Source organism: Paenibacillus nasutitermitis, from assembly GCF_014641075.1.
GTDB classification, from domain to species: Bacteria; Bacillota; Bacilli; order Paenibacillales; family Paenibacillaceae; genus Paenibacillus_Z; species Paenibacillus_Z nasutitermitis.
The window spans coordinates 1,688,059-1,712,239 of the sequence record NZ_BMHP01000002.1 but is presented as its reverse complement, the minus strand read 5'-3'; the positions used below and the strand labels follow the sequence as shown (position 1 = coordinate 1,712,239).

Sequence of the window (24,181 nt, the reverse complement as noted above, 5' to 3'; positions counted from 1 at the left end):
GTGCGGGGAGAATTCAGAGCAGCTTATGGTTAAAAAAGACTCCTTGATCAAAGGAACAATTATTCTGGCGGCTGCGGCGCTGGTAGCCCGATTTCTGGGGATCTTCCAGCGTATCCCGCTGGATAATATGCTCACTGTTGACGGAGGAAATTATTTCAACGTCGCCAATAACATTTATCTTATGCTGCTTATCATTGCCACGGGGGGAATCCCAAGCGCCATCAGCAAGATGGTGTCGGAGCGTTACGCTCTCGGCCGTCCCGATGATGCCCAGCGCATCTACCGTGCCGCTTTGTGGTTCGGAGCGGTAACAGGATTAGTTGTTGCCAGTCTTCTGTATCTGTTCGCTCCATATATCGCCACCGAAATCTCGCAGCACCCTGGGGCGGACATTTCCATTCGGGCGATAGCCCCTGCCTTGCTGCTGTTTCCGGTCATAGCGATGATGAGGGGATATTTTCAAGGCCGCCAGTTCATGATGGCAGGCGGAATCTCACAGATCGTCGAACAGTTTATGCGTGTTATTACAGCAATAGGACTCGTTGTACTTCTGTTATCCTGGGGATGGAGCGACCGCTGGGTGGCAGGTGCCGCCACCTTCGGAAGCGTGCTGGGCAGTGTGGGCGCTTTTCTCGTCATGCTTTATTACGCCAGGCGGCTGCGCCGGCAGGATGCGGCTGAAGGTCCGGTCAAAGCCAACGCCAAAAAACCGGGAGACGGTTCCTCAACCTCGAAACTGGCCTACCGGTCCATCTACAAAGAACTGTTTTCGATCTCGGTTCCGGTCGTTATTGCCGCAATGACGGTACAGTTTATTTATAATTTTGATATTCTGTTGTTCAGCCGCTTGACTGATGCATTCTATTCGTCAGCAGAAGCCGGGAAACTCGCCAGCAAATGGCTGGGCTTCAGAGCCCAGGGAATTGCGGGGATTCCGCCGATTCTGGCGATTGCCCTCAGCTCTTCCATTATTCCGGTTATTTCCTCCGCCTTCTCGGTCCGGAATATGAATGAGGTTGAGCGGCAAACCTCGCTGGTGATGCGGATTGTTGTCTTTACCGGTGTGCCGGCTGCGCTCATGCTGACAATTGCCTCCATATCCGTTACGGGTTTTCTGTTTGACGGTACGGGCGGAAGCGGGCTTGTGGCTGCGCTGACAGCGGGCACGATTTTTCAGATTACGATGATGACCAGCAATTCCGTGCTTTTCGGCCTGGGTAAACCGCGTCTGCCGATGCGTCATACGCTGGTGGGACTTGCGGCAAAAGTAATATTGAGTCTGGTTCTTGCTCCTTTAATGGGGGCATACGGTCTCATTCTTTCCTCTACGATTTGTTTTGTTATTATTGCTTATCTGAATCTAAGGGAAATCCGCAAGGACGTGCCGATCAAAGTCCTTGGAAGCCGCTGGTTCGGCTATGGGGTGACGATCGCAGTATCGGCGGCCGCAGGCTGGCTTGTGGACTTCGCTGGCAGACGTCTGCTTGATGCCCTCCCGGACAAGCTGACGTATTTCATTTCCGCGGGGGCGGCCGGTGTGGTGTCCCTGGGGCTTTACGTCGCGCTGCTGGTCCTGCTGCGTGTTGTAACCCAGGAGGATGTCCGCCAGTTCCCCGGGCCGATGAGGAAGTTATTAAGCCCGTTAATGCGCTTAACTGCCCGTTCGAAGAAAGCTGGAAGCGAATAAACAATATTCCATTAATACCCTTTCCGTGGTAGAATAGACGTTAGTCTGTTTACCCATGGAGAGGGGTTTTTTTGTTGAAAAAGTGGAAGAGGAGCGGTAAAGCTATCGGTCTGACCTTGCTTGCGTTGACTCTGATGATCGTAGCAGGTTGTCAGGCGCTTGGCGGGGTGGATTTTAATGAAATGCTCAAGCAATCGGTTAAGGTTTCTTCGATGGAAAGTAAGCAGAATATCGAATTCAAGCTGCTTCTTGCCGATGGGGCTTTGGACGGCGAAGACGAGGAATTAACTACGCTGGTCAAGTGGATCTCACAAATCAATCTGGAGCTGGATGATATAAAAATGTCGGAAGGCGGAAATATTTCCCTGAACGGCAAGCTTATACTGAACGGGAAAAGCATAGGTTTCTCGCTTAAAGCCAATGACAAGCTCCTGGAATTAAATCTGGAAGGCGTCAAGAAGCCGGTCGTCATTCGTTTGGACGATGAGCTGCTGGGCGGTTTGTATGCAGATGATCTATATCCGGGCAATGACGGGACAGCGGAAGACAAGGAAGCCATGACGAAAACAGCCAAGCAGATTGTCGACATTGTCAGTGGCTATGCTATCAATAATCTGCCTAATCCCAGCAAGTTGACGGTGGAGGCAGGCCAGGAGCCGGTAAATGGCGAATCTGTGGCTGGCATGCGTATTCACGCCGAGTTGAACGGCCCGGAGTTATGGGACTGGGCAGGCAAATATGTTGATGCCCTGTTGAATGATAAAGAAGGCTTGAACGCTATGATTGCCGCCCTGTTTGATGCACTGGAGGAGCAAACCGATTTAGTTGGCTCGGTTGCCGGAGAGAGCATATTTGGAACGCTTCCCAAGGAAGACGAGAAACAGGCCGCTGTCGAGGAAGCATCCGAAAGTATTGCAAGTTTTCTCACTGAAATGAGGGAAGGGATGAATGAATCCGACCCGCAATCGGTGAATGAGATATTAAACGAGAAGACTTATATCAAAATAGACCTCTTTGTAGATAGCAAGCTGGATATCCGCAAATCGACTGTGGAAGCTTCCATCGTTCCCCAGTTTGACGACTCTGCCGCTGCGGCGGCCGAAACGGATGAACTGACGAGTATGGGCGACGAATTATCCGATTCGCCGTTCGAAGGAATCTGGATTAAACTCTCAGGTGAGACCTGGAATGTCAACGGCGCGGTGACACCGGAAGTTCCTGTGGATTCCCCGAAGGCGCTTCATGAAACCGATCTGGATGCCATGGAAGGGTATCAGCTGCTCCGCCAGCTTGAGAGCAATTCCACCCTATATGGTTTGCTTCGCAATGATTTGGAAATTAACAAACAATCTGTGCAGTTCAATGCTGACTACAGCAGCAATCCTGTTATCCGGACACCGGCTGGCGTGACGATCATTCCGCTGCGAGAAACGGTTGAGCAGCTTGGCGCGACTTTGACTAAGGATGCCGCTACAGGTAAAATAACGATATACGACGATGCAACTTACACAACGCTCGTATTAAAGGCCGGAAGTAACCAAGCCGTTGTGAATGGGAAGACACTGAAATGGGCATTCCCGACGACGGTTGTTCAAGGAGTCACTTACGTGTCCGCCCGTGATTTGGTCAAGGCTCTGGGCGGGGAGCTTGAATGGCAGGATTGGTATGAAACGAATGACACGTTAGTCATCAACCGCCAGCCTTAAACGCTTGACCGCATGAGAAAGGTGGTGCTTTGGATTTATGGAGATCATTAAAACCGACGAAGCTTTCCGTACTACGATTGCTTCCAAAGAACCAATCACCGTTGCCGTGTTTAAGGCGACCTGGTGTAAGGATTGCCATTTTATTGAGCCCTTCATGCCAGATATCGAGCAGAAGTATGCCGGTCGTATCCGTTTTGTCGAGGTGGACCGGGACGATTTACCGGAGTTGTGCGGAGAATTGAATATTCTTGGCATCCCAAGCTTTATTGCCTTCCAAGACAGCCGGGAGCTTGTACGTTTCGTTAACAAGCTGCGTAAATCGCGCGAGGAAATTGAGCAGTTTCTGGACCGCGCCCTGCAAGTAGCGGAAGTATTGGACCAATCAAAATAATACAGGTTGAAGCCCGCAGGCCAGCACTTGCGGGCTTTTTTTGTATTGTGACACATTTAGGCCTACATTGCGGTTAAAGAAGCGTTCGTTCACAGTTTGAACATGGTATTTGTCGAATGAGTTCGTTATAATTGTGGAGTTGAATCTTTTTTGGAAGCTAGGTGATGAGATTGACCCCAAGCCGTTATCGTTATATTGCTATTGCGGCGTGCATTGGAATGTTTCTTGTACTAATAGCCGGTTCCTTGGTAACGAATACCGATTCTGGCAGAGGATGCGGGACAGATTTTCCGCTATGCCACGGGAAGTTCATACCAGCCTATACGTTGGAATCGTTAATTGAATATTCACATCGACTGATTAGCGGCCTGGTTGGCCTTCTGGTGCTGGCTGTATTTATTTCCACTCTGGTGCTTTACCGCCGGAAACCTGAGGCTGTCATTTATGCCAGTCTGGCTGGGTTTTTCACCCTGCTTCAGGCAGTACTGGGCGCTATCGCGGTAGTATGGGAGCAGTCCGCGGCCGTACTGGCCATGCATTTCGGGTTTTCGATCCTGGCATTTGTCAGTACTCTGCTGCTGGTATTCTGGGTCAACAGGGTCCGGCGCGGAACCATCGACGACAAACCGCTTTCCGCGGTGCCGCGATCGGTTTTCCGTCTGGTGCTGGGTGTATTGATTTATACGTATATTGTCGTTTATTTAGGCGCTTTTGTCCGTCATACGGATTCTTCAGGAGGCTGTCAAGGCTGGCCGCTTTGCAATGGAGAATTCATTCCGACGATGGAAGGAGCCACCGGGATTGTTTTTATCCACCGGTTGGGCGCACTGGTTCTGCTGATAGCCGTCATTTGGCTGTGGCGCCATGTCAGCCGGGTTTGTGCGACAAATCCTGAGCTGCGCCGCACAGCTTCATTGGCATTAGCTCTGATTTGCCTGCAGATTGTCAGCGGAGCTGTCCTGACGGCTACGCTGTCTAATGATGATTTGCTGGTGTTTACGAGTATCCTCCATAATATTATCGTTTCTTTCCTGTTCGGTATAATGGCGGATTTGATGGTTCGCGCCTGGAAATGGCAGGAAGGGCGCTTCAACCGCCCGCTCAAGCGATCGTGATTTTTTGATTCCATGTCTGTTAGCTGGAAGGCCCGTACCCGTGACGGCCCTTCCTTTCCTTTTTTTGATGCCTCATGCATGCGACACAAAAAATAATGCTTGATTTGGTTCAACGATTTGAGCATCATGGGAAGTGAACGATGCACAGCTGATGAAGGAGCCGGAGATTAACAAGGCTTCATGGAAGCGCTTAGAGTAACGATATCTGATGGGCGAAGGAGGGCTAATATGGAAGAACAACCGCAATTGGTGATGTTTAACCCTTCACTGGCTGGACTGCCCGAAGTACAGCTTGCTTCAGACTACACAGTACGTTCATTCCAACCAGGCGACGAAGCTGCTTGGGAAACTATTATCAATGAAGCTTTCGGGGTAGAATACCGTTTCGCAATGATGGCCGATGACGATGAATATAGACCAGAACGGATTTTCTTTATATGCTGGGAAGGGAAACCTGTTGCAACCGCATCTGCATGGTGGCGAAAGCAGTGGGGGGACGAGACAGGATACCTGCATATGGTAGGCGCTCTTGCAGCCCACGCAGGCCGTAAGCTAGGGTATATGGTAAGCTTGGCAGCTATGCACCGGATGGCTGAAGAGAAGCGCGTAAGCGCCATTCTGAACACGGATGATTCGCGCTTGGCTGCGATCGTAAGTTATTTGAAGCTCGGTTATGAACCGGAAATCGCCGATCCTGGTCAGATTGAGCGATGGAAGTTGATCTTCGGACAAATCAATGATCAGGAGCGTTTGAAGCGTCTTTGATCCATTCACCGTGACTGGACCTTCAATCTTTGCCATGTTGGACTTGAACCTTTTGGGGAAACCTACCTACTGATTCCAGAGATTGTTTACATCATACAGCGGACCCTAGGGGGATTTAGCAGATGCTGCGAATATTGTTCGACGAACCACCGCGCAAATCGGAGGGAAAACTTCTCAAAACAATGGAAATCATGGAGCGTTTTGCATCCATGCTGCATGGTTCCATTTCTAAAGGACAGGATCGCGAGCATAAGATGAAGAAGTATGAAATATGGACTCTTGGGCTCATCGTATCGCTTGATGAATTGGAGCAGAGTCAATATGCGGCGCGGAAACTGGCAGACAAAGTGACATCTCCTTCTATGGAAAGCATGTCAGCGGAAGAGCTGCTGAATTACCACCGGCATGTCTATTTTGATAAAAACGCCTTTATCCGTTTATTCGCCTTACTCGATAAATTGGGAACGTTGATGAATGAATTATTTGACCTTCATACGGAACGATTCAAGGTTCATTTCTCCTACTTCACGGTGCTGCGCGGCATGCGGCAGCGGAATTTGCATACACGGCTGGGTTCCGGCCTGGAGCAGCTGAAGGAGCAGTACAAAGAGCCAATGGGGAGACTGCGCAAGCGCCGCAACACGGAGATTCACTATATGAATTCGGAGCTGCAGGATGATTTGCAGCAGAGCTACTCGGCCTACGGGGAACTGCACCGGCTGGAGAACCTGAAGGAACGATGCGCCGATCTTGCACAAGGAATGGAACTCATTTACGGAACGCTGCTGTTGACATTTGATTATGCATGCAACCATATGAGGAAACAAATCTGATATGCTATACTTCACATGGGAGGGTGACCCATGGAGCTAAGTGGTAAAACTGCTTTAATCACGGGCAGCGCCAAAGGATTAGGCAAGGTGACGGCGCTGGCATTGGCCCGTATGGGCTGCGATCTTGTATTGAACTATGTATCCAGTGAAAAAGAAGCCCGGCAGCTTACCGCAGAAATTGAACAGCTGGGCGTCCGTTGTACGGCTTTCCAGGCGGATATTTCCATCCGCTCCGACGTTGAACGGCTGGCCGCGCAGGCACAAAGCTGGTCATCCAGCGGGTGCATCGACATCCTGATTAATAACGCCGGACCTTTTATCAGGGAACGCAAACGTTTTGCCGATTACGCAGTGGAGGATATTATCGGCCTCATTAATGGCAATCTGCTGGGCGTGATGCTGCTTGATCATCAACTGCTCCCAGGGATGCGCAGAAGAAAGTGGGGGCGTATTATCCACTTTGGCTTCGGGCATGCGGGAGAAGGCCGCGCCTGGCCGCACAGGGCTGTTTATGCTGCCGCTAAAACAGGACTGGTTTCGTTCACAAAAACGCTGGCCGTTGAGGAAGCAGGGGACGGGATTACGGTTCACATGATTTGCCCGGGCGATATTAAAGGCTTGAACAAGGAACGGTCCATTTTGGAAGTCCGCAGTGAGCGTGATGAAGAGTCGCCGGGCGGCCGACCGGGAAGCGGGGAAGATATCGCTCGCGTCATTGGTTTTCTGTGCATGCACGCTTCCGATTATTTGACGGGCAATATTATTGATGTCACCGGCGGCTTCGATCCCATTAAGAACAGCATCCCGGTTACATAAACAAGAGAAAAGAGTCTTGACGGCTTGCCCTTAGGCAAATTCCGGCAAGACTCTTTATTGTAGCCTTATAGAATTTAATTCTAATAAATTTCTATAAGGTCTAAGGGAAGAAACGAACCTTGCCGCCAGAGGACGGCGCAGCCGTTTCTTCTTGGAAGCTTTTGTTATGGCTTAAAATACCTGCATGACTTCTTGTACGCCTTCAACTTCTTCAAGCAGGGCACGTTCAATACCTGCTTTGAGAGTAATGGTTGAACTTGGGCAGCTGCCGCAAGCACCCATCAAGCGCAGCTTAACGATACCATCCTCTACGTCAACAAGCTCGACGTCGCCGCCATCGCGTTGAAGGAAAGGGCGAAGCTTATCCAATACATCCAACACTTCATCATACATTGTGCTGCTTTGTGTACTTTCACTCATTGCAATCCACTCCTTTCTCCCCTATTATAATACAAAGTAGCGTAATTGAAAATGGATATCATCCGATATCATTTAAGGTAAGGTGAGAACCCGCATGCTAAAACCGATAATAGAATTTTGCGCCAGCAATATGCACCATGGCACCGACCAAGTGATGAAACGGCTCGAAGGGAATCCCGAGCTCGAAATTATAGAATACGGCTGCCTCGGCAACTGCGGTGAATGTTACCTGTTTCCATTTGCCATGGTCAATGGCGAGATCGTTGCGGCCGCAGAAGCTGAAGAACTTTATGATGAGATCATGAAGTCAATCAATGAGCAGGATGCGGAACGGGCAGCCCTCGACCGGCTGATTGACGATTTATAAGGCTTCTGCTGCTTTATCCCAAATGATGCTTGGACATCCAGAGCACACCGCTCTTGAGTACACGCGGCACACGGCCCATAATCGGAGTACGGCCCATCAGACCAAAACCGGATTTCTTGCCAAGCGAGCCGAGCACGCCTTTTAGCTTGATTTTAGAGAGCTTCGGTTTTTTGCCGCTCCAATGGGCCTGCATCACTTCGGCTACCTGCTTGCCCTGGGCCTCCGCCGCCTGGGCGCTTGGCGCGAAAGGAACAGACGCGCAGTCCCCGACAATAAATACTTCCTGATGGTCGGGAAGCTGGTGATATTCATTGATAATCAGACGCCCGGTTGAATCCTTGGGCAAATTGATTTTTTGCACCAGCGATACGGGCTGGATACCAGCAGTCCATACAATAACATCGGTCATAAGAGGGCTTGTATCGTTCTGGTCATACAACACGCCCTGCTCCACCTTGTGAAGCGAAACATGGCCGCGCATCTCCACCTCATGCTCCGTGAACCAGGAGGACACATAGTTCTGCAGTTTGCCGGGGAAAGCCGAAAGAATGCTCGGTCCACGGTCAACAATGCGGATGTTGATGTCCGGACGGCCTTCGCGCAGCTCCGATGCGATTTCCACCCCGCTTAGTCCACCGCCTACAATCGTGACCTGGCCGTAAGGCTTGACATCGTTGACAGCCTGATACGTTTTGCGGGCGGCAGTGAAGGTCTGAATACTGTTGGAATACAACTCTGCGCCCTCAATGCTGTGGAACTTGTCGGTACAGCCAAGGGCGATAACCAGCCAGTCATAATGAATGGGATCCTGGCCCGCAATTCCCACCTGCCTGGATTCCAGATCAACCGACAAGACTTCTCCGTACATAATCAGCAGCCGGGGGTCGGAAGGAAAACCGACACGAAGGTCAATATCCGCTACCGTACCGGCAACGAGAGAGTAATATTCCGTCTTAAGTCCCTGATACGGCATGCGGTCGATCATAACAATAATGGTGTCATCGGGCAGCTCGCCATCCAGCAATTGATGGGCAACGGTTAAGCCTCCGTAGCCGCCTCCGAGTATGACAAAACGCTTCATTGGCAACCCCAACCTTCTTTATCATCTGCAGTAAAGCCTTTTGCGTTTAAATGATGATGCTTAGTATGCGCGCTAATGTCCGCTGTCTTACTCATAAATCTTTACTTCGTTATAGAAGGTATCCCGTTCTATGGGAATACGTCCAGCACCTTTAACCAGCCAGATCAGATCCTCGCGTGTAATGCCTTCGGGAGTAAGAGCGCCCGCAGCATGACTGATTCGTTCCTTGACGATCGTACCATGCACATCGGATGCGCCCATTGTCAGCGAGACTTGCGTAAGCTGGGTCCCAATATTGATAAAATAAGCTTTAATATGCTGAAAATTATCCAGCATCAGCCTGCTGATCGCAATGGTCTTCAGGTCTTCAAAAGCCGAGTTGCGACGGCGGATACCCGCCTTCGGGCTGATTGGCTGCATGGAGAGAGGGATAAAGACCAAAAATCCGTTCGTCTCATCCTGCAGCTCGCGGATTTGCAGCATATGATTAATCCGGTCTGCATGTTTCTCGACGGAACCATAAAGCATAGTCGTGTGGGTGCGAAGCCCAAGATTGTGGGCGGTACGGTGAACCTCAAGGTATTGGGAAACGTCGGCTTTGTCCACCTTCATTTTTTTACGGTACTCGTCGGAGAGAATCTCCGCACCTCCGCCGGTAAGACTTTTCAGGCCGGCCTTCATCAACTCCTCAAGCACCTCGCGATAGCTTAGCCCGCTGATTCTGGAGAAGAAGTCGATTTCTGCTGCTGTGTAGGCTTTAAGCGTAATATCGGGATAACGCTCATGTAATGCTTTTAACGAATCTACATAATATTGAAACGGAACATGATTATTATGTCCGCCGACAATGTGGAATTCCCGAACGCCAGGATGGATATGCTGTTCCACATACTCGATCATTTCCGCTCCGGAGAGCGTGTAGGAACCTTCTTCGCCTTTATCCTTGCGGAAATTGCAAAAAGCGCAGTGGGCTTCGCAGACGTTTGTGAAATACAGACTCATGTTCTCAATAAAATAAACCTTGCGGCCGTTCTTCCGCATATTAGCCTCATTTGCCAGCTGTCCAATAGTCAAAAGATCATCGGAACGATACAAAAATTCCCCGTCTTCACGGGTCAGACGCTCCCCGGAGCGAACTTTCTCGATAATATCCTGCATCTGCTTGTCTTCTGTCGGTATGGCTACATTCATGACGGCTTCCTCCTAGTCCGCCGGGCACTGGGTATAGGTCCGGTGATATGTGTTATGAAATAAATACTTTGTGAAAAAAGTCACTTGCGAATACCGTAATAACCGTTTATGAACCTCAACTGACCCTATTATAAACCTCCTCGCGCTGAGCGGCAACCACAAAAGTCAGGCTGGGATCAAGAGGCAATAGGAAATCAACTCGCGATAGGCCGTCCATTACCGTCTTGAAGAGAATTGGGGTACAATAGAAGAGAAAGCGCGGCTAGGGCACTTACAGACGGATGGGATTTATTTTTAACGCGCACGAAAAGAGGTGTGGAATTGGCAAATACGCACACATACTCACGCAGGGAAGAAGTGGCCAACGCCCTTACCCATGGCCTAGGCATCCTGCTCAGTGTCGCGGCGCTGGTGGTCCTTATCGTTTTTGCGGCTCTCAAGGGACAAGCGTCTCATGTGGTGAGCTTCACCATTTATGGCACCATGATGCTGCTGCTCTATACCTGCTCCACGCTGCTGCACAGCTTTCCAGCCGGAAAGGTGAAGGATGTGTTCGAGAAGCTGGATCATGCCTGTATTTATTTGTTTATTGCAGGAACCTATACGCCTATTCTGCTTCATTTGGTGCCGGGAGCCAAAGGCTGGACATTTTTCGGCATTATCTGGGGAGTGGCGGTCTGCGGAGTTATATTCAAGTCCTTCTTCACATCCCGGTTTCTGTTTACTTCGACGATCCTTTATCTGGTGATGGGATGGATGATTGTTTTTGCCTGGGGACCGCTCAAAGCGCATATTAATCCGGGCGGCCTGCAATTGCTGATCATCGGCGGTCTTCTGTACAGCTTTGGAACGATTTTTTATATGTGGAGGAGTTTTCCATATCACCATGCCGTATGGCATCTCTTCGTGGTAGGCGGTTCCGTTTTTCATTTCTTTGCGATTTTGTCTATTTTGCCGTAATGAATACAGACGCAAAGCATATTGAGCCGTACCGTAAAGTGGAGTATAATTAAGAATCAAGGGCGGCATTGCTGCCGGAGATTGCATGACTATGGACTAAGGAGGGATTATGTATGATTAACATTAGCGAAACCGCAAATGAAAAAATAAAAGAAATGCTCAGCTCAGAAGAAACGCCTAACCTGTTTTTGCGCATCGGTGTTAAGGAAGGCGGCTGCAGCGGGTTTTCGTACAGCATGGGATTTGACGATGAGCAGAATGACCAAGATAAAGTGATTGAATACAGTGGACTTAAAGTGGTCGTTGACAATGATAGCCTGCAGTATCTGAACGGTCTGGAAATTGATTTCAAGGAATCCGCTATGGGCGGAGGGTTTACCATAAACAATCCCAATGCTTCCGCTACATGCGGATGCGGATCGTCCTTCCGTACGGCGGTTGCCGCGGGTAAACCGGGTGATTGTTAAGAATACAGGGTATCTGGGATAAAAGTTCTCCGGCCTCTAAGACGAATGGGGTGAACAACTCGGTTCATTCGTCCTTGGAGGTTTTTTTTGTTTGATGAAAGAAACAGGAAAAGTCGAATGATTCATCTTGTAATATAAGTGTAAGATTGCATATACGAGTGCTTCATGACTTCCTGACTACCCTTTCATAATATATAGTCTGGCCCGACTAGTTCGGTGTGAATATGACATTCTCTATGTTTCATCTCCTTCATTTACCACAATTGGGTGTTATTTTGAGTATTTAAGGAATGTCTTCTTTTCGAAGGTATTCTGGAGGCTAGTGGTATCAAGCATTTTAAAGAATTCCCCTATAAAGGCGATTCTGTTTCTTTTACCTTTCGCCTTGCTCGTTTGATGTATGAATAATCGGGATTATCGCCGGATTTCTAAAATTTCATTAATGTTACAAGTTTCGACAGCCTCCTCACGTTTGAGTCCTTATAATCTGGTTATAGATATAGATAGTGGGAGTAAGGAGGAAACGTTTTGACAGTTTTCGAGAATGATTCGCCGATTCAACTGGACATCCTGGAAATTGCCGGGCACCTTAATCTTGATAAGGGACGTATGCTCGAATTTATTTCCAGCGGAATTGTAGCGATTCCAAATCTGCAACAAAATAATGTAACGGTGAACCCTGGTGTTTCAGGGCGCGCTCAGATATTGTCTCCGCTAAGCCATCGATCCGGAAGACTCCGTTTAACGCAATTTTCCGAGCTGAAACCTATCCAATACGGAAGAGTACGGCACTAGCGCGTGGACACTAGATTCCCTGCACAAGTGATTCTTCCAAACAAATAAAACTGCCCTGCTTAGCAGTGGGGCAGTTTTATTTGCGAATTTTTTTACTTGCGGGATCTCTTTTATATGGAAGCCATCACATTGCCGCCTGCTACAGGTATATAGGCTCCCGTAATGAAGCTGGACAAATCGGAAGCGAGAAAAGCCACTACATTGGCGATTTCCTGGTCGGTGCCGCGCCGTTTCAACGGCACTGTGCTTTCATAGGATTCACTTCGCTCGGTATGGTTCAAACGGTCCTTCTCGCTGATGGTCCATCCGGGCGCTACCTGGTTGACGGTGATCTGGTGTTCGCCAATCTCTTTGGCAAGCACCCGGTAGACGCCGTCCATCCCGCGTTTGCCGGCTACATATGCCGACTGGGTAGGGAAATTCTGCATGGCGCATTCTGTATTAATCGCGACGATGCGGCCTGTCTGGCGTTCGATCATAGCCGGTACGAATACTTTGGACAAATGAACGGCCTGGAGGACGCAGGAATTAAATTGGTCGACATAATCGCTGGAATCCTGCTCCAGGACGGAAGTCCAGGTATACTGGGATACGGCGTTGGCTACAACGATATCCGGAGAGCTGAATCCGGCTTCAAGGACGGATTCCTTCATCCGCAGCACCGAATCCAGCTCAGCCACATCGGCCTGAACGGCGATTGTTTTGCGGCCCAGCTCCTCAATTTGCTGCTTCAGCTTACCGGCTTTGGCCTCATTTTGATGGTAATGGATGATGATGTCGGCACCGCATTGAGCAAGCGTGTAGGCAATGACTCTTCCTAATTCGCCGGTCGCGCCCGTTACGAGCGCTGTTTTGTGGGATAAATCGATTTGCATCTGGGTTCGTCACCTTTCTCTACTTTTATTCAGCCGAGGCAATAGCACGAATTTCTGCAAGAGTTGCCTCATCGAGTGCAACATCCATAGCGGGCAGGACGCCCAGGATGTGGCTTGGTTTGCGCACGCCGACAATTGCGCTTGTGATTGCAGGATGAGCAAGGTCGTAAGCTACAGCCAACTGCGGGAGCGTAATGCCGTAACGCCCCGCGATGTTTTTGAGTTTATCGACCTTGTCGACATTACGGCGGAGCCCCTCGCCGGTGTGGGCTTTGCTGCGGGAGCGCCAATCGCCTTCATCGAAAGTCGTCGAATGTGTATAATTCCCCGAAAGCAAGCCTGAAGTGAGAGGGCTGTACGCAACGACGCCAATGCCATGCTCCAGACAGAAAGGCAGCAGCTCTTTCTCGGCGGCGGGACGCAGGATCGAATACGGCGGCTGGAGAGAATCGATATGACGGACGGCGAGCGATTTTTGGAGAAGATCCACATCGTAGTTACTTACGCCGACATAACGCACCTTGCCATCCTTGACAAGCTTGTCCAAGGCGCGCATCGTCTCTTCTGCCGGGACTTCGGTATCCGGCCAATGAACCTGATAGAGGTCGATGTAATCGGTTCCCAGCCGGCGCAAGGAGGCTTCGGCCTCTTTCAGGACAGAATCATAGGCTGCGCTGCGGACAGGTGTGCGCTCCTCATTCCAGACGAGGCCGCATTTGGTGGCGAGAACGACCTTGCTGCGGTCAGCCTTTAAGGCCTGACCCAACACTTCCTCGGAATGGCCAAGACCGTACACGGCAGCTGTATCATAAAAGGTAACCCCGGCATCCAGTGCAGCCCGGACACTCTCGATGGAGGCCAGATCATCCTGACTTCCCCAGGCACTTGCCCAGCCGGCGCCGCCGATTGCCCACGAGCCAAAACCGATCACTGAAATCTCTGGCCCATTCTTACCTAATTTACGATATTTCATAAACCATCACTCCTTCGATTTGGTTGATAACAAATTGGGCAGTGGCTTCATTAAACATAAAGATCTCTCTATTATAGATAAACAATATAACCAGGAGAAGAACTGAAATAAACGTTACCAGGTTACTTGAATGATAGCGAGGAATATATAAGCTCCAAGCCTAAGCCAAAAGTCCGCTGCGAGAGGTTTGGAAATCAAATGATTCTTAGCGCCTCCAGCAGCGGGAATGCTGATAAAATTTATATTTTTTATATTTAAAATCTCTGCTATACTGAAGTGAAAATAGGGATATTTTACAAATTCCCGATCGATATCGCTCAATTCTATCTACGTTCCCGTCATCAAGGTTAAAATTACCATCAAAGGAGCGTTAAGCGTGTCCTATGTTTTATTTGTTGCTGGTTCAATCTTTGAATATTTATCTTGTTTTTTATTGATGTTTACTTTATTTCGTTTTCGATTCAAACGCCAGATTATGCTCATTATCATCATTTCCATCCTAATGAGCCAAGTCTCGTATTTTACCCGGCTGATTCCTGAAATTGGCGAGTTATCCTCTTACATTCAGCTTGTACTGTTCGTACTCGTATTATGGATATTGTTCCGTGTTCCATTCTATTATTCAATCGTTATGAATGGCGCAGGATTCGTTAGCGGCTTTGCAGTGCAGGGCCTGGTTATTTTATCGCTATGGGGAAGCGGCGTAACATTAAGCAATATACAAGGAAATAATTTGATTATACTTGCCACTCAACTATTATCAGCCACGATACTAATCGGAATATGCCGCCTGATTCATATTAAAAATTGGGGGTTTGACTACGTTCCCACCTCTCACAGAGCGCATGTGAAAATTACAGGCACGAATGCGGTACTGTTAAGTTTGATTGTTTTTAGCGCTTCTGCAGCTTGTGTGATTGCTTTTCTCATGCGATACCACTATAAGGATTACTTAATTTACGCAAGTGCTTTATTTGTCATCACGATTCCACTTTTTCTTTATTACTCATTAAGAAAGGATCATGACGATGCTTCATAAAGCCGCATTCCAATTACATGCAAGAATGGCTGCAGCCGGCACAGAACCGCCATCGGTTCCCGTCATTCTATATGTATTGCAGATCTTTGTTAATACGGTTTCAATCGTTATATTGGCAATGATTCTTGGAATGGTTACAGGGGAGCCCGGGAAAACATCAATTGTTATTGTTGTCTTAGCCGTTATCCGGTTTTTGACGGGGGGGTATCATCTTCCAACCAGTATTGGCTGTATTTTTGCTTCTTCGATTGTATTAGCGGCAATACCTTTTATTCATTTACCCAGCATTTGGGTGTATAGTATTAATGCGGCAGCTTTTGTAATGATGGTTGTATTTGCGCCTTCCAACTACGATCAGCATGCAAGAATTCCGAAGCGGTATTATCCATTATTAAAATTACTGGCCTCTGCAATTGTGGCATCCAATTTCTTTATCGGATCGGAACTGCTCGCGCTCGTCTTTGCCACACAGTCGATATTGTTACCAATAAAGGGGGTGAAAAAAAATGAAGAAGAAGGCGTATAATTTATTAGGCGCAGTTATCGTATCTGCAGCATCGCTTTTTGTATTTACAGGCTGTTACTTCTTTTTGCACAATCCGCCAATTCCACAAGAACTTAGGAGGAAGGGAGTTTAAATGCAGATTCCCGTAGTAAAGAAGTTAAGCAAGAAAGATTTTGTAATCGAAATGATTGCTGTGGCCGACGTCCTCTACACCTACATTCAAGATGGGACTTTGATGTATCAAACCAAGAGAGAAACGTACAGCCAAATTTCGACACTGGAGGAACAAGAGCGCTTCTTAATGACTAACGGGTTCCAGAAAGTCGAACGCGGTTATCTCGTGCAGATGAACAAGATCGAATACTTCGATGAAGAACGGTCCTGCGTGTTTTTTGAGCAGCATCCCGCATCCAAGGACGCTCCTAACGCACCAGTTTCTCGAATTCACAAAAAAGATGTTGAAATGTTCGGAAAGCCTGCAGCAATTAAGGATAAACGCATCCATTTATCTAATAGTTAAAGAAGCGCACCTCCGGCAAGAGATGGTAACATCTCCTGTCCGCGGTGCTTTTTTTATAGATGATCCAAGGTTAAGGAATGCTCTTCAGTAGGAGCAGCTAATAATTGTTAAGGGGGACTGCCATCATGTATACGATATTTCTTGTCGAGGATGATGACAAAATCGGTGAGCTGTTAACGCAGTCGCTTGTTAAATATGGTTTTGAAGCTGTCCGTGCGCGGCGGTTCGACGATCTGAAGCAAGAGTTGACTTCCGTCCAGCCGGATCTCATTCTGCTCGATATCCATCTGCCTCACTTCGACGGTTATTACTGGTGCCGCCAGTTCCGTACAGTCACCAGTGCGCCGATTATATTCGTTTCTGCCCGAGCAGGAGAGATGGATCAGGTCATGGCGATTGAAAATGGCGGGGATGATTATGTGACCAAACCGATTCCGCTGGATTTGCTCCTGGCCAAAATTAAAAGCCTGCTCCGGCGGACTTATGGGGAATACGCCATCATGACTGCTCCCGGCGCTGAGCTTGACGCAGGTGGACTGAAGCTGCATATCAGCAGAGGAGAGCTGGAATGGCGGGGCAAGATCGCTCCGCTTACCCGAAATGAGTGTCAGCTGGCGGAGAGCTTGATCGGACAAGCCGGCCGCATTGTCAGCCGTGAGCGGCTGCTTGAAACCCTCTGGGACGATGTCCAGTTTGTCGATGACAATACACTGACCGTTAATGTGACCCGACTGCGCAAAAAACTGGAGGAGCTTGGACTTGAAGGCGTCATTCAAACGATCCGGGGACAAGGTTATAAGCTGGAGCTTAACGGAATAACAACCAGACCATAACGGAAATGGGGAATGAGCATGCGTGAGAATGAAGGGGCAGCGGAGGAGCTGCAGGAGGAAAAGGCGCCTGCTGCCTTACCTATGGCAACGGCATCGCCGCTGCGTTATTTTCGCGACCGTCTTTCTTATATCGCGGCTTTTGCGATTGCGCTCGTTCTGGCCGGTGCCGCCCTTGTGCTGGGGCAGATCTATTATCCGTCCAGTGTGGACATAGGCACAGTTCTTTATGCAGGGGCGCTTGTTCTGTGCTGCTTGTCTATCTGGCTGACATTGGATTATATGCGGCAGCGTTCGTACTTTCGCCAACTGGACGAAGCCTATGTGCATGCAGCGGAGCTGGATGCACCGCTCCGGGTTCGCTCCGGCGTGACCGGGGATCAGATTGCCGTGCAGCGCCTGCTGCAGGCACAGCATGAAGCCTATATGAACGAACTGGGCCGTTACCGCAGGCAGCAGGAAATGCATCAGCATTTTATTCATCAATGGGTGCACCAGATGAAGACGCCAATAGCCGTCATTGACCTGATGATTCAGCAGGCTGATCAAGCTCAGGGTGAAGACAACGGACCGGCGTCCAATCAGAGCCTGAACAGCCTCCGGGAGGAAACGGAGCGGCTGACCAGGGGGCTTGATATGATGCTTTATGCCGCCAGACTTGAGAAATTTGAGCTGGATGTCCATGTCCGTACAGTTCCGCTTCATGAAATCGCCCGCCGGGCTATTAATTCCTATAAGCGGTTGTGCATCAAATATTCCATCTATCCGCAAATTACAGGCGAAGCTTCCGTTCAGACCGATGAAAAATGGATGTTCTTTATCATCAATCAGCTTGTCGGCAATGCGATCAAGTACAGCAAACATCAGCCTGGCTCAAAGAAGCTGCAGCTGCTGATCGGTACGGAACGCGGGCTGACCGAGCTGCAGGTCAAGGATGAAGGCATGGGGATTCCGGAGCATGATCTGCCGCGCGTATTTGATCCTTTCTTTACCGGAGATAATGGCAGGCGGGTAGAAGAATCGACTGGAATGGGCTTGTTTCTGGCCAAAAGCGTTTGCGGCAAGCTGGGACACAGGATTGCAGTTAACTCTGAACCGGACGGCGGGGGAACAACTGTAACGGTTACTTTTGAGGCCAGAAGCTTGTTCAAGCTGGAAGGAAAGTGACAGGATTGTAAGGTTTGAACATGAATTTGAAAGCGAAATCGATGGGGAAACGGCCTCCGGCAGCTTTATACTTGGATCTATCATGTAAAATGTTTTCTGGAGGGAAAAGCGATGAGCGTGCTAAAGACGGAAAATTTAAGCAAGACTTACAACAGCAAGGGCAATGTGACCTTCAAAGCACTGGAGGATATTGATTTCGAAGTGGAAAAAGGCGAATTTGTCGGTATCATGGGCCCTTCGGGCAGCGGGAAAACGACGCTGCTCAATCTGCTTGCGACGATCGACAAACCGACCTCTGGCCGGATCCAGATCAATGGGACGGAGCCGGCGCGACTGGGAGACATGGAGCTTGCTTTATTCCGGCGCCGCCAACTGGGTTTCGTTTTTCAGGATTTCAACCTGCTTGACACGTTATCGATCAAAGAGAATATTGTACTTCCCCTTGTCCTGGAGGGGCTGGCGCCGCGCAAGATTGAAGAGGCGCTCAAGCCGTATGCCGAGCTGCTGGGTATTACAGGCATTCTTGGTAAACGGACATATGAAGTATCCGGCGGACAGAAGCAAAGAGCAGCTATTGCCCGGGCAATGATTCATCAGCCCGCTATTTTACTCGCCGATGAACTGACCGGCAATCTCGATTCCAAAGCCGCCAAGGACGTCATGGAATCCCTCAAGGATCTTAATGAGACCGGGGGAGCGACAATTGCCATGGTGACGCATGACCCGTTTGCCGCGAGCTACTGCAAACGCATTGTATTTATAAAAGATGGCAAATTTTATTCGGAGATCCGCCGTGGCGCAAGCCGACAGATGTTTTTCCAGCAAATCATGGACGCGCTGAGTCTGTTAGGAGGAAACTTCGATGACATTCCGTTCGCTCGCGATTAGCGGCATCAAGGGGAACTGGCGGGCATACAGCGCTTTTTTTCTGAGCAGTGTGTTTTCTGTCTTTGTTTTTTATATGTATGGAGCTTTCATTTATCATCCCGATGTCATGAACGGGCATATCGAAGCAGCGGCGAGCGTGAGAAAAGGGATGGAGGCCTGCCAGTATATCGTTGTCATCTTCTCCTTCTTCTTCGTTCTGTACGCCAATTCGGCGTTCCTGAAAACCCGTAAAAAGGAATTTGGCCTCTACACGCTGTTCGGCATGACGGGCCGCCAGCTGCGCCGCATGCTTATGGTCGAAAGCGTCGTAATCGCGGTTCTGGCTATTGCGGCAGGACTCGGTATTGGCATGCTGCTCAGCAAGCTGTTTTTTATGGCCATGGCAGCACTGCTTGAGGTGGAGAACCCCATTCGGTTCATTGTTCCTCTGAAAGCCGTTCTCATAACGGCAATTGGCTATTTTGCGTTATTCAATATATTGACGTGGCTGACCAGTCTCCGTGTCGGACGATCGCAAATCATCGAGCTGCTGAAGGAAGCGAACCAGCCGAAGCGCCAGCCAGCATACTCCTTATGGCTGTCTGTTCTATCGCTTCTGTGCCTGGGAACCGGTTATACGCTGGCCTATATGATGGATACATCCAATTTTATAATTCTGGCCCTTCCCGTTTTGGGATTTGTTACCGTAGGGACCTACTTTTTGTTTACACAATCCAGCATTGCATTGATCCGGCTGATCCAGCGCAACAAATCGGTTTACTACAAGCGTACCAATATGATTGTTTTTTCGCAGATTGCCTATAAGCTGAAGGATAATGCGCGGATTTTATTTATGGTATCGTTACTGAGCGCGGTTATTCTGACCGCATCCGGAACGGTTTATGCGTTCCAGCAGGAATCAGCCAAACAGCTGCTCTCCCATACGCCGCAAACGATCGGATTTGTGGAACACGGATTGGCGTCCCATAAGGTGTTGGATCCGGCGAAAGTCCGGAGCATCCTTGAGGAGGACGGGCAGGAACTTGAATATGAAAGCAAGGTCATTGGCATACCTGCAGGATTGCTGGGTGCGGGACAAAAGAAAAACAAGAATGGGGAATATAACTATAAGCTTGCGGTCATATCCGAAAACGACTACAATCACGTTGCCGGATTACGGGGTATGCCAAAACTATCTGTAACAAAAGGGCATGCAGTCATTGTGTTCCCTTATGTGGAGCAGAAACCTCGGCCGCCTTTCGCAGGACCTTCCTTATCGCTGGATATTAACGGTGACGAGTCTGCTTACAGCATCGACGAATACCAGTTTGGAGCTATGATCAGCCCGCTTGACTATTTTACGAAACTGGCCGTCTTGAATGATGCGGAATTCAGGAACCTTCTGGCATCGACGCCGGAGTCCAAACAGATGGTAAATTACGGGTTTGAAATTAAAGGCTGGCAGGATGCGCTTCCGACGGTGGAGAAAATCGAGAAGCTGATTCCTGAATCGCAATCGGAATATGCCATGACGTACAGGGTCAGCTCGTATTTGGAAACAGGTCAATCCTCGGCTCTTACCATATTTGTAGGACTGTTTGTCAGCCTGCTGTTCTTCATTGCTTCCGGCAGCGTATTATACTTCAAGTTGTTTACGGAAATGAAAGAAGATCAGCTTCAATTCCGCGCACTTACCCGAATCGGGATGACATCCCGGGAGATCAGGCGGATTGTCGCCTCGCAGGTGAGTATGATTTTCTACGTGCCTGTCGTGGTAGGCGCCATTCATATGGGTTTTGCGATGAAGGCGCTCAGCGCGTTAATGCAGGCTAATATATGGCTGTACGCCGGAACGGTTATCGGCATATACATCATTATGCAGAGCGTTTATTTTGCGGTCGCCTGCTCCGGATACACGAAGCGGATGCTGCATGCAGCAGTACAAATCCGGTAACGAGCACAGGCGGCAAATAACGGGGATTGCCGCACAACAGGCTGCCCTGTCATCCTTCAACGGATGGCAGGGCAGCCTGTCCTTTTCTATCAGCCTATTAAATCAGGCGAGTTGCCCCGTTCAATCATCCAAGAGAGACCTGTCTTTGGGGCATATAGTATTTAGTAGACTCCAACAGGAAGGATGATGGCATCATGGGTGAAGCACATGGAAGGCAGCTTGCCAGCAAATGGGCCAAAACGGCGGCATTGCTCTCACACAAACAGATTGCGCCCCATATTCCCCCGACTCGAATGTTTTCTTCGGTTAATTTGAGGAATATGCTGCGGACGCATGGAATGGTGGTCATTAAACCCGTCGTCGGAGCTGGGGGGAACGGCGTTATCAAGGTAACGCTTGCAAGTGGCGGTTACACGCATACGTATTATTCACAAAAAAGGAGTTTTCAATCATTTGATGGTCTCTTCCATTCGTTAAACAACCTTCGCAAAGGCCGTCGATATTTGATCCAGAAGGGAATTCGCCTGGCAACCATCAACGGCCGTCCAATCGACTACCGTGTCAAGTATGTGAAGCAGCCAAACGGGCACTGGACGATTACTGCGATGGTGGGAAGACTGGCGCGTCCCGGGCTTTTTGTAACTAACTTATGCCGCGGGGGCACCCAGCTAAGAGGATCGGAAGGCATCCGTTTATCCGTTTCGTCCCATGCGGTCAAAAATAAAAAACAGGAGATGCGGAAATTGACCCGTTTATCGACAGAGATTCTGGAACGGCATTTTCCGGGAATCGGCCAGCTTGGCTTTGATTATGGAATCGATCAGAACGGAAAAATGTGGATATTCGAAGTGAATACCCGTCCCGAATAAGGATTTTGGCTTCCGGACGATCTTTTTGATCTCTTCTAGCTTGTTGCAGCTGCGAATAATTAACAGGATTTAATATATTTGGTTGATAGGTTCATAGAGGATCATCAAACTTTTTTATTACAATCCTGTATTTTAAGCCTGTGTATAACCCTATCCACATTATCCTCGTTGATATTCCTGTTTATTCGACGTTTACCCACAAGTTACACACACGCTGTCCACAACAGACTGTGGATAATCGGAACGCTTGTTCCGCTAATAGGGACATGCTAAGATGACAAGGAAGAATTAGGAAAGGAGGGTGGACAATGGATATGCTGTCTGATGAACTTCTCGTGGATGCCTATCATGCGGCAATTCAATTCAACCTGGACTCCGATTTCATCAAGCTGTTGACTGTCGAAATGATACGCAGGCAGATTAATCCCGAAACGTACCGAATAACCGCTTGAATTCCCGACGTTCTTACATCCTCGTGAAAGAATCAATTCAAGTTCCAACCTCAGGGCAAATCTCACAAAACCTAGTCTTAAGACTTGAAAGCCGTTGAACGTGATCTTTCATGCATGTCGGACAGCTGACGGAAGGAAAGTGCGGAAATCAGTTGCACGCAGGACATAACATAAAAAAGGTATCCTGTTTGCTTTCGGCCCACATTGGACATTGTCCTCCGGCCTCAGATCAGGATACCTTTATTTTTTGTTTGGGGTTACAGTTTCATATTGCTGCTATGTCCAGGCGATAACTTGGCGCTTGGATCGAAATAAACCTTTGCGTTGTTGATGGCGGTCGGTGCCTCTCCGAAGCCTACGGCGATTAATTTGAGCTTGCCGGGATAAGTGGTCACATCGCCTGCGGCAAAAATGCCGGGAACGCTCGTCTCCATACGGGAGTCGACGCGAATCGACCCGCCCTCGATTTCGATGCCCCATTGGGCAATAGGCCCGAGCGAGGAGACAAAACCAAAATTGACAATAACCGTATCAACCGTCATTTCCTTGATTTCCTTGGATTTGACATCCTGCAGTGTCACGCGTTCGATCCGGTCCTCTCCGTGCAGCTCGGTGATTTCGTAAGGTGTGAGCACCTTGACGGTTGAATGGATCAGATTCTCCACACTGTGTTCATGAGCCCGGAATTTGTCCCGACGGTGGATCAGAGTGACGCTGGCGGCAATGGGCTCCAGCATGAGCGCCCAATCAACCGCGGAATCCCCGCCTCCGCTGATCAGTACATGATGTCCCTTGAATTGCTGTAAATCGCTGATGAAATAATGGAGATTGTTTCGTTCGTATTTTGCCGCATCAGGCAGTTCCAGCCGTCTGGGCTCAAAGGCCCCGATTCCTGCCGTGATGATGACGGCCCGCGCAAAGTGGGTTGTTTTGTCGGTGACAATTTCGAATAGCCGCTCCTCGCGTTTGATGACTTCCAGCACCTTCTCCTCCAGGCAGACCGATGAACTGAAATGACTCATTTGCCTTTTGAGCTGTTCAACGAGCTCTCCTGCCGTAATTTTAGGAAAACCGGCAACATCATATATATACTTTTCCGGATAAAGCGCAGCGAGCTGGCCGCCGAGCTGAGGCATGCTTTCGATGATTTTGACTGAAGCTTGACGCATGCCGCCATAAAACGCTGCAAACATTCCAGCCGGTCCGCCTCCGATGATAACGATATCCATCATATTATCGGGTTCATTTGTGTGGGACAACGTTTTCACCTCCTAAGAGTTTTCTTGTACTTCCTTGAATATGCTCCTCTGCAACAAGAAAACTCACATCGGAAGCATAGGTATTAGTCTACCCATTCCAACCATTATAGCGTTTTGCCAAGCGGGAGGGAAATAATATTGTATGTTATTCTAAAGTTTTTCGTATATTTTACCCTTGAAAACTTTTGAAATAATTTGTATCATGTGAGGTATTAATAAACGAATTGTGAAATTATAGATATGGATTCATAAAAGCGCCTCTCGGTCAGCAAACTAA

At 48.9% G+C, this 24,181-nt stretch carries 27 protein-coding genes; 21 read left to right on the top strand and 6 right to left on the bottom strand.

The annotated features are described in order from the left end of the window. Positions 1-25: 25 nt before the first annotated feature. The 7 genes from IEY46_RS18005 to IEY46_RS17975 all read left to right on the top strand — a co-directional run bounded on the left by IEY46_RS18005 (position 26) and on the right by IEY46_RS17975 (position 7,313). On the top strand, positions 26-1,687 hold the full coding sequence (locus IEY46_RS18005) for a putative polysaccharide biosynthesis protein (RefSeq protein WP_188993312.1): 1,662 nt from the start codon (positions 26-28) through the stop codon (positions 1,685-1,687). A 74-nt stretch (positions 1,688-1,761) separates the two neighbouring features. Next, a complete protein-coding gene (locus tag IEY46_RS18000; protein ID WP_188993311.1) occupies positions 1,762-3,393 on the top strand; it encodes a copper amine oxidase N-terminal domain-containing protein in 1,632 nt (543 codons plus the stop codon). Positions 3,394-3,430: 37 nt separating this feature from the next. Next, positions 3,431-3,784, top strand: a complete 354-nt coding sequence (locus IEY46_RS17995) for a thioredoxin family protein (protein ID WP_188993310.1) — start codon at positions 3,431-3,433, stop codon at positions 3,782-3,784. 164 nt (positions 3,785-3,948) lie between these two features. Continuing rightward, positions 3,949-4,899 carry a COX15/CtaA family protein gene (locus IEY46_RS17990; protein ID WP_308422811.1) on the top strand — a complete coding sequence of 317 codons (951 nt, stop codon included), beginning with the start codon at positions 3,949-3,951 and terminating at the stop codon, positions 4,897-4,899. A gap of 228 nt (positions 4,900-5,127) precedes the next feature. Further along, complete coding sequence (locus IEY46_RS17985; RefSeq protein WP_188993309.1) at positions 5,128-5,664, top strand: GNAT family N-acetyltransferase; 537 nt, start codon at positions 5,128-5,130, stop codon at positions 5,662-5,664. Between the two features lie 122 nt (positions 5,665-5,786). Further along, positions 5,787-6,497 (top strand): Cthe_2314 family HEPN domain-containing protein, encoded by a 711-nt coding sequence (locus IEY46_RS17980; protein ID WP_188993308.1) that lies wholly within the window; start codon positions 5,787-5,789, stop codon positions 6,495-6,497. A gap of 30 nt (positions 6,498-6,527) precedes the next feature. Beyond that, a complete protein-coding gene (locus IEY46_RS17975; RefSeq protein WP_188993307.1) occupies positions 6,528-7,313 on the top strand; it encodes an SDR family oxidoreductase in 786 nt (261 codons plus the stop codon). A gap of 171 nt (positions 7,314-7,484) precedes the next feature. Here the strand turns inward: IEY46_RS17975 and IEY46_RS17970 are convergent, their stop codons facing one another. Beyond that, complete coding sequence (locus IEY46_RS17970) at positions 7,485-7,733, bottom strand: NifU family protein (RefSeq protein WP_188993306.1); 249 nt, start codon at positions 7,731-7,733, stop codon at positions 7,485-7,487. A 94-nt stretch (positions 7,734-7,827) separates the two neighbouring features. Here IEY46_RS17970 and IEY46_RS17965 point away from each other — a divergent pair, with 94 nt between their 5' ends. Next, on the top strand, positions 7,828-8,100 hold the full coding sequence (locus IEY46_RS17965) for a YuzB family protein (RefSeq protein ID WP_188993305.1): 273 nt from the start codon (positions 7,828-7,830) through the stop codon (positions 8,098-8,100). Positions 8,101-8,113: 13 nt separating this feature from the next. On the opposite strand, the gene IEY46_RS17960 is transcribed toward IEY46_RS17965, so the two are convergent. Next, positions 8,114-9,181, bottom strand: a complete 1,068-nt coding sequence (locus IEY46_RS17960) for an NAD(P)/FAD-dependent oxidoreductase (RefSeq protein WP_188993304.1) — start codon at positions 9,179-9,181, stop codon at positions 8,114-8,116. An 87-nt stretch (positions 9,182-9,268) separates the two neighbouring features. Next, complete coding sequence (mqnE, locus tag IEY46_RS17955; RefSeq protein WP_188993303.1) at positions 9,269-10,372, bottom strand: aminofutalosine synthase MqnE; 1,104 nt, start codon at positions 10,370-10,372, stop codon at positions 9,269-9,271. Positions 10,373-10,693: 321 nt separating this feature from the next. Between mqnE and trhA the strand changes: the two genes are divergently transcribed. The 3 genes from trhA to IEY46_RS17940 all read left to right on the top strand — a co-directional run bounded on the left by trhA (position 10,694) and on the right by IEY46_RS17940 (position 12,594). Then, positions 10,694-11,332 carry a PAQR family membrane homeostasis protein TrhA gene (gene trhA, locus IEY46_RS17950; RefSeq protein WP_188993302.1) on the top strand — a complete coding sequence of 213 codons (639 nt, stop codon included), beginning with the start codon at positions 10,694-10,696 and terminating at the stop codon, positions 11,330-11,332. 113 nt (positions 11,333-11,445) lie between these two features. Next, positions 11,446-11,799, top strand: coding sequence for an iron-sulfur cluster insertion protein ErpA (gene erpA, locus IEY46_RS17945; RefSeq protein WP_188993301.1), 354 nt, complete (start codon positions 11,446-11,448; stop codon positions 11,797-11,799). Between the two features lie 528 nt (positions 11,800-12,327). Beyond that, the gene (locus IEY46_RS17940) at positions 12,328-12,594 is read left to right on the top strand and encodes a hypothetical protein (RefSeq protein ID WP_188993300.1); all 267 of its coding nucleotides are present in this window, start codon (positions 12,328-12,330) and stop codon (positions 12,592-12,594) included. Between the two features lie 110 nt (positions 12,595-12,704). On the opposite strand, the gene IEY46_RS17935 is transcribed toward IEY46_RS17940, so the two are convergent. Both IEY46_RS17935 and IEY46_RS17930 read right to left on the bottom strand, forming a co-directional pair. Next, positions 12,705-13,469, bottom strand: a complete 765-nt coding sequence (locus IEY46_RS17935; RefSeq protein WP_188993299.1) for an SDR family NAD(P)-dependent oxidoreductase — start codon at positions 13,467-13,469, stop codon at positions 12,705-12,707. A 25-nt stretch (positions 13,470-13,494) separates the two neighbouring features. After that, the gene (locus IEY46_RS17930) at positions 13,495-14,442 is read right to left on the bottom strand and encodes an aldo/keto reductase (RefSeq protein ID WP_188993298.1); all 948 of its coding nucleotides are present in this window, start codon (positions 14,440-14,442) and stop codon (positions 13,495-13,497) included. Between the two features lie 376 nt (positions 14,443-14,818). Here IEY46_RS17930 and IEY46_RS17925 point away from each other — a divergent pair, with 376 nt between their 5' ends. The 10 genes from IEY46_RS17925 to IEY46_RS17880 all read left to right on the top strand — a co-directional run bounded on the left by IEY46_RS17925 (position 14,819) and on the right by IEY46_RS17880 (position 22,645). Next, on the top strand, positions 14,819-15,481 hold the full coding sequence (locus IEY46_RS17925) for a hypothetical protein (protein WP_188993297.1): 663 nt from the start codon (positions 14,819-14,821) through the stop codon (positions 15,479-15,481). Then, entirely contained in the window at positions 15,471-16,007 is a 537-nt protein-coding gene (locus IEY46_RS17920; protein WP_188993296.1) for an accessory gene regulator B family protein, read from the top strand. Before IEY46_RS17925 ends, IEY46_RS17920 begins: the two co-directional genes overlap by 11 nt. Then, entirely contained in the window at positions 15,988-16,119 is a 132-nt protein-coding gene (locus IEY46_RS37065) for a cyclic lactone autoinducer peptide (RefSeq protein WP_188993295.1), read from the top strand. The genes IEY46_RS17920 and IEY46_RS37065 overlap by 20 nt, the downstream gene beginning before the upstream one ends. Further along, positions 16,120-16,506: a LytTR family transcriptional regulator DNA-binding domain-containing protein gene (locus IEY46_RS17910; RefSeq protein ID WP_188993294.1), complete on the top strand. Its 387-nt coding sequence runs from the start codon at positions 16,120-16,122 to the stop codon at positions 16,504-16,506. It abuts the gene before it with no gap. 125 nt (positions 16,507-16,631) lie between these two features. Continuing rightward, positions 16,632-17,339, top strand: coding sequence for a response regulator transcription factor (locus IEY46_RS17905; protein WP_188993293.1), 708 nt, complete (start codon positions 16,632-16,634; stop codon positions 17,337-17,339). 18 nt (positions 17,340-17,357) lie between these two features. Then, entirely contained in the window at positions 17,358-18,503 is a 1,146-nt protein-coding gene (locus tag IEY46_RS17900) for a sensor histidine kinase (protein ID WP_229750347.1), read from the top strand. A gap of 111 nt (positions 18,504-18,614) precedes the next feature. After that, positions 18,615-19,391 (top strand): ABC transporter ATP-binding protein, encoded by a 777-nt coding sequence (locus IEY46_RS17895; RefSeq protein ID WP_188993292.1) that lies wholly within the window; start codon positions 18,615-18,617, stop codon positions 19,389-19,391. After that, on the top strand, positions 19,366-21,324 hold the full coding sequence (locus tag IEY46_RS17890; protein ID WP_188993291.1) for an ABC transporter permease: 1,959 nt from the start codon (positions 19,366-19,368) through the stop codon (positions 21,322-21,324). The genes IEY46_RS17895 and IEY46_RS17890 overlap by 26 nt, the downstream gene beginning before the upstream one ends. Before the next feature lie 194 nt (positions 21,325-21,518). Next, positions 21,519-22,193 carry a YheC/YheD family protein gene (locus IEY46_RS17885; protein WP_188993290.1) on the top strand — a complete coding sequence of 225 codons (675 nt, stop codon included), beginning with the start codon at positions 21,519-21,521 and terminating at the stop codon, positions 22,191-22,193. A gap of 308 nt (positions 22,194-22,501) precedes the next feature. Then, positions 22,502-22,645 (top strand): sporulation histidine kinase inhibitor Sda, encoded by a 144-nt coding sequence (locus tag IEY46_RS17880; RefSeq protein ID WP_188993289.1) that lies wholly within the window; start codon positions 22,502-22,504, stop codon positions 22,643-22,645. Between the two features lie 257 nt (positions 22,646-22,902). Here the strand turns inward: IEY46_RS17880 and IEY46_RS17875 are convergent, their stop codons facing one another. Beyond that, on the bottom strand, positions 22,903-23,877 hold the full coding sequence (locus IEY46_RS17875) for an NAD(P)/FAD-dependent oxidoreductase (protein ID WP_188993998.1): 975 nt from the start codon (positions 23,875-23,877) through the stop codon (positions 22,903-22,905). Positions 23,878-24,181 lie beyond the last annotated feature (304 nt).

Bases quoted from the DNA above. Each gene is read 5' to 3' on its own strand.
- IEY46_RS18005 (WP_188993312.1), top strand. From the start codon at position 26: ATGGTTAAAAAAGACTCCTTGATCAAAGGAACAATTATTCTGGCGGCT.
- IEY46_RS17995 (WP_188993310.1), top strand. From the start codon at position 3,431: ATGGAGATCATTAAAACCGACGAAGCTTTCCGTACTACGATTGCTTCC.
- IEY46_RS17990 (WP_308422811.1), top strand. From the start codon at position 3,949: ATGAGATTGACCCCAAGCCGTTATCGTTATATTGCTATTGCGGCGTGC.
- IEY46_RS17985 (WP_188993309.1), top strand. From the start codon at position 5,128: ATGGAAGAACAACCGCAATTGGTGATGTTTAACCCTTCACTGGCTGGA.
- IEY46_RS17980 (WP_188993308.1), top strand. From the start codon at position 5,787: ATGCTGCGAATATTGTTCGACGAACCACCGCGCAAATCGGAGGGAAAA.
- IEY46_RS17975 (WP_188993307.1), top strand. From the start codon at position 6,528: ATGGAGCTAAGTGGTAAAACTGCTTTAATCACGGGCAGCGCCAAAGGA.
- IEY46_RS17970 (WP_188993306.1), bottom strand. From the start codon at position 7,733: ATGAGTGAAAGTACACAAAGCAGCACAATGTATGATGAAGTGTTGGAT.
- IEY46_RS17965 (WP_188993305.1), top strand. From the start codon at position 7,828: ATGCTAAAACCGATAATAGAATTTTGCGCCAGCAATATGCACCATGGC.
- IEY46_RS17960 (WP_188993304.1), bottom strand. From the start codon at position 9,181: ATGAAGCGTTTTGTCATACTCGGAGGCGGCTACGGAGGCTTAACCGTT.
- mqnE (WP_188993303.1), bottom strand. From the start codon at position 10,372: ATGAATGTAGCCATACCGACAGAAGACAAGCAGATGCAGGATATTATC.
- erpA (WP_188993301.1), top strand. From the start codon at position 11,446: ATGATTAACATTAGCGAAACCGCAAATGAAAAAATAAAAGAAATGCTC.
- IEY46_RS17935 (WP_188993299.1), bottom strand. From the start codon at position 13,469: ATGCAAATCGATTTATCCCACAAAACAGCGCTCGTAACGGGCGCGACC.
- IEY46_RS17930 (WP_188993298.1), bottom strand. From the start codon at position 14,442: ATGAAATATCGTAAATTAGGTAAGAATGGGCCAGAGATTTCAGTGATC.
- IEY46_RS17920 (WP_188993296.1), top strand. From the start codon at position 15,471: ATGCTTCATAAAGCCGCATTCCAATTACATGCAAGAATGGCTGCAGCC.
- IEY46_RS37065 (WP_188993295.1), top strand. From the start codon at position 15,988: ATGAAGAAGAAGGCGTATAATTTATTAGGCGCAGTTATCGTATCTGCA.
- IEY46_RS17910 (WP_188993294.1), top strand. From the start codon at position 16,120: ATGCAGATTCCCGTAGTAAAGAAGTTAAGCAAGAAAGATTTTGTAATC.
- IEY46_RS17905 (WP_188993293.1), top strand. From the start codon at position 16,632: ATGTATACGATATTTCTTGTCGAGGATGATGACAAAATCGGTGAGCTG.
- IEY46_RS17900 (WP_229750347.1), top strand. From the start codon at position 17,358: ATGCGTGAGAATGAAGGGGCAGCGGAGGAGCTGCAGGAGGAAAAGGCG.
- IEY46_RS17895 (WP_188993292.1), top strand. From the start codon at position 18,615: ATGAGCGTGCTAAAGACGGAAAATTTAAGCAAGACTTACAACAGCAAG.
- IEY46_RS17890 (WP_188993291.1), top strand. From the start codon at position 19,366: ATGACATTCCGTTCGCTCGCGATTAGCGGCATCAAGGGGAACTGGCGG.
- IEY46_RS17885 (WP_188993290.1), top strand. From the start codon at position 21,519: ATGGGTGAAGCACATGGAAGGCAGCTTGCCAGCAAATGGGCCAAAACG.
- IEY46_RS17880 (WP_188993289.1), top strand. From the start codon at position 22,502: ATGGATATGCTGTCTGATGAACTTCTCGTGGATGCCTATCATGCGGCA.
- IEY46_RS17875 (WP_188993998.1), bottom strand. From the start codon at position 23,877: ATGATGGATATCGTTATCATCGGAGGCGGACCGGCTGGAATGTTTGCA.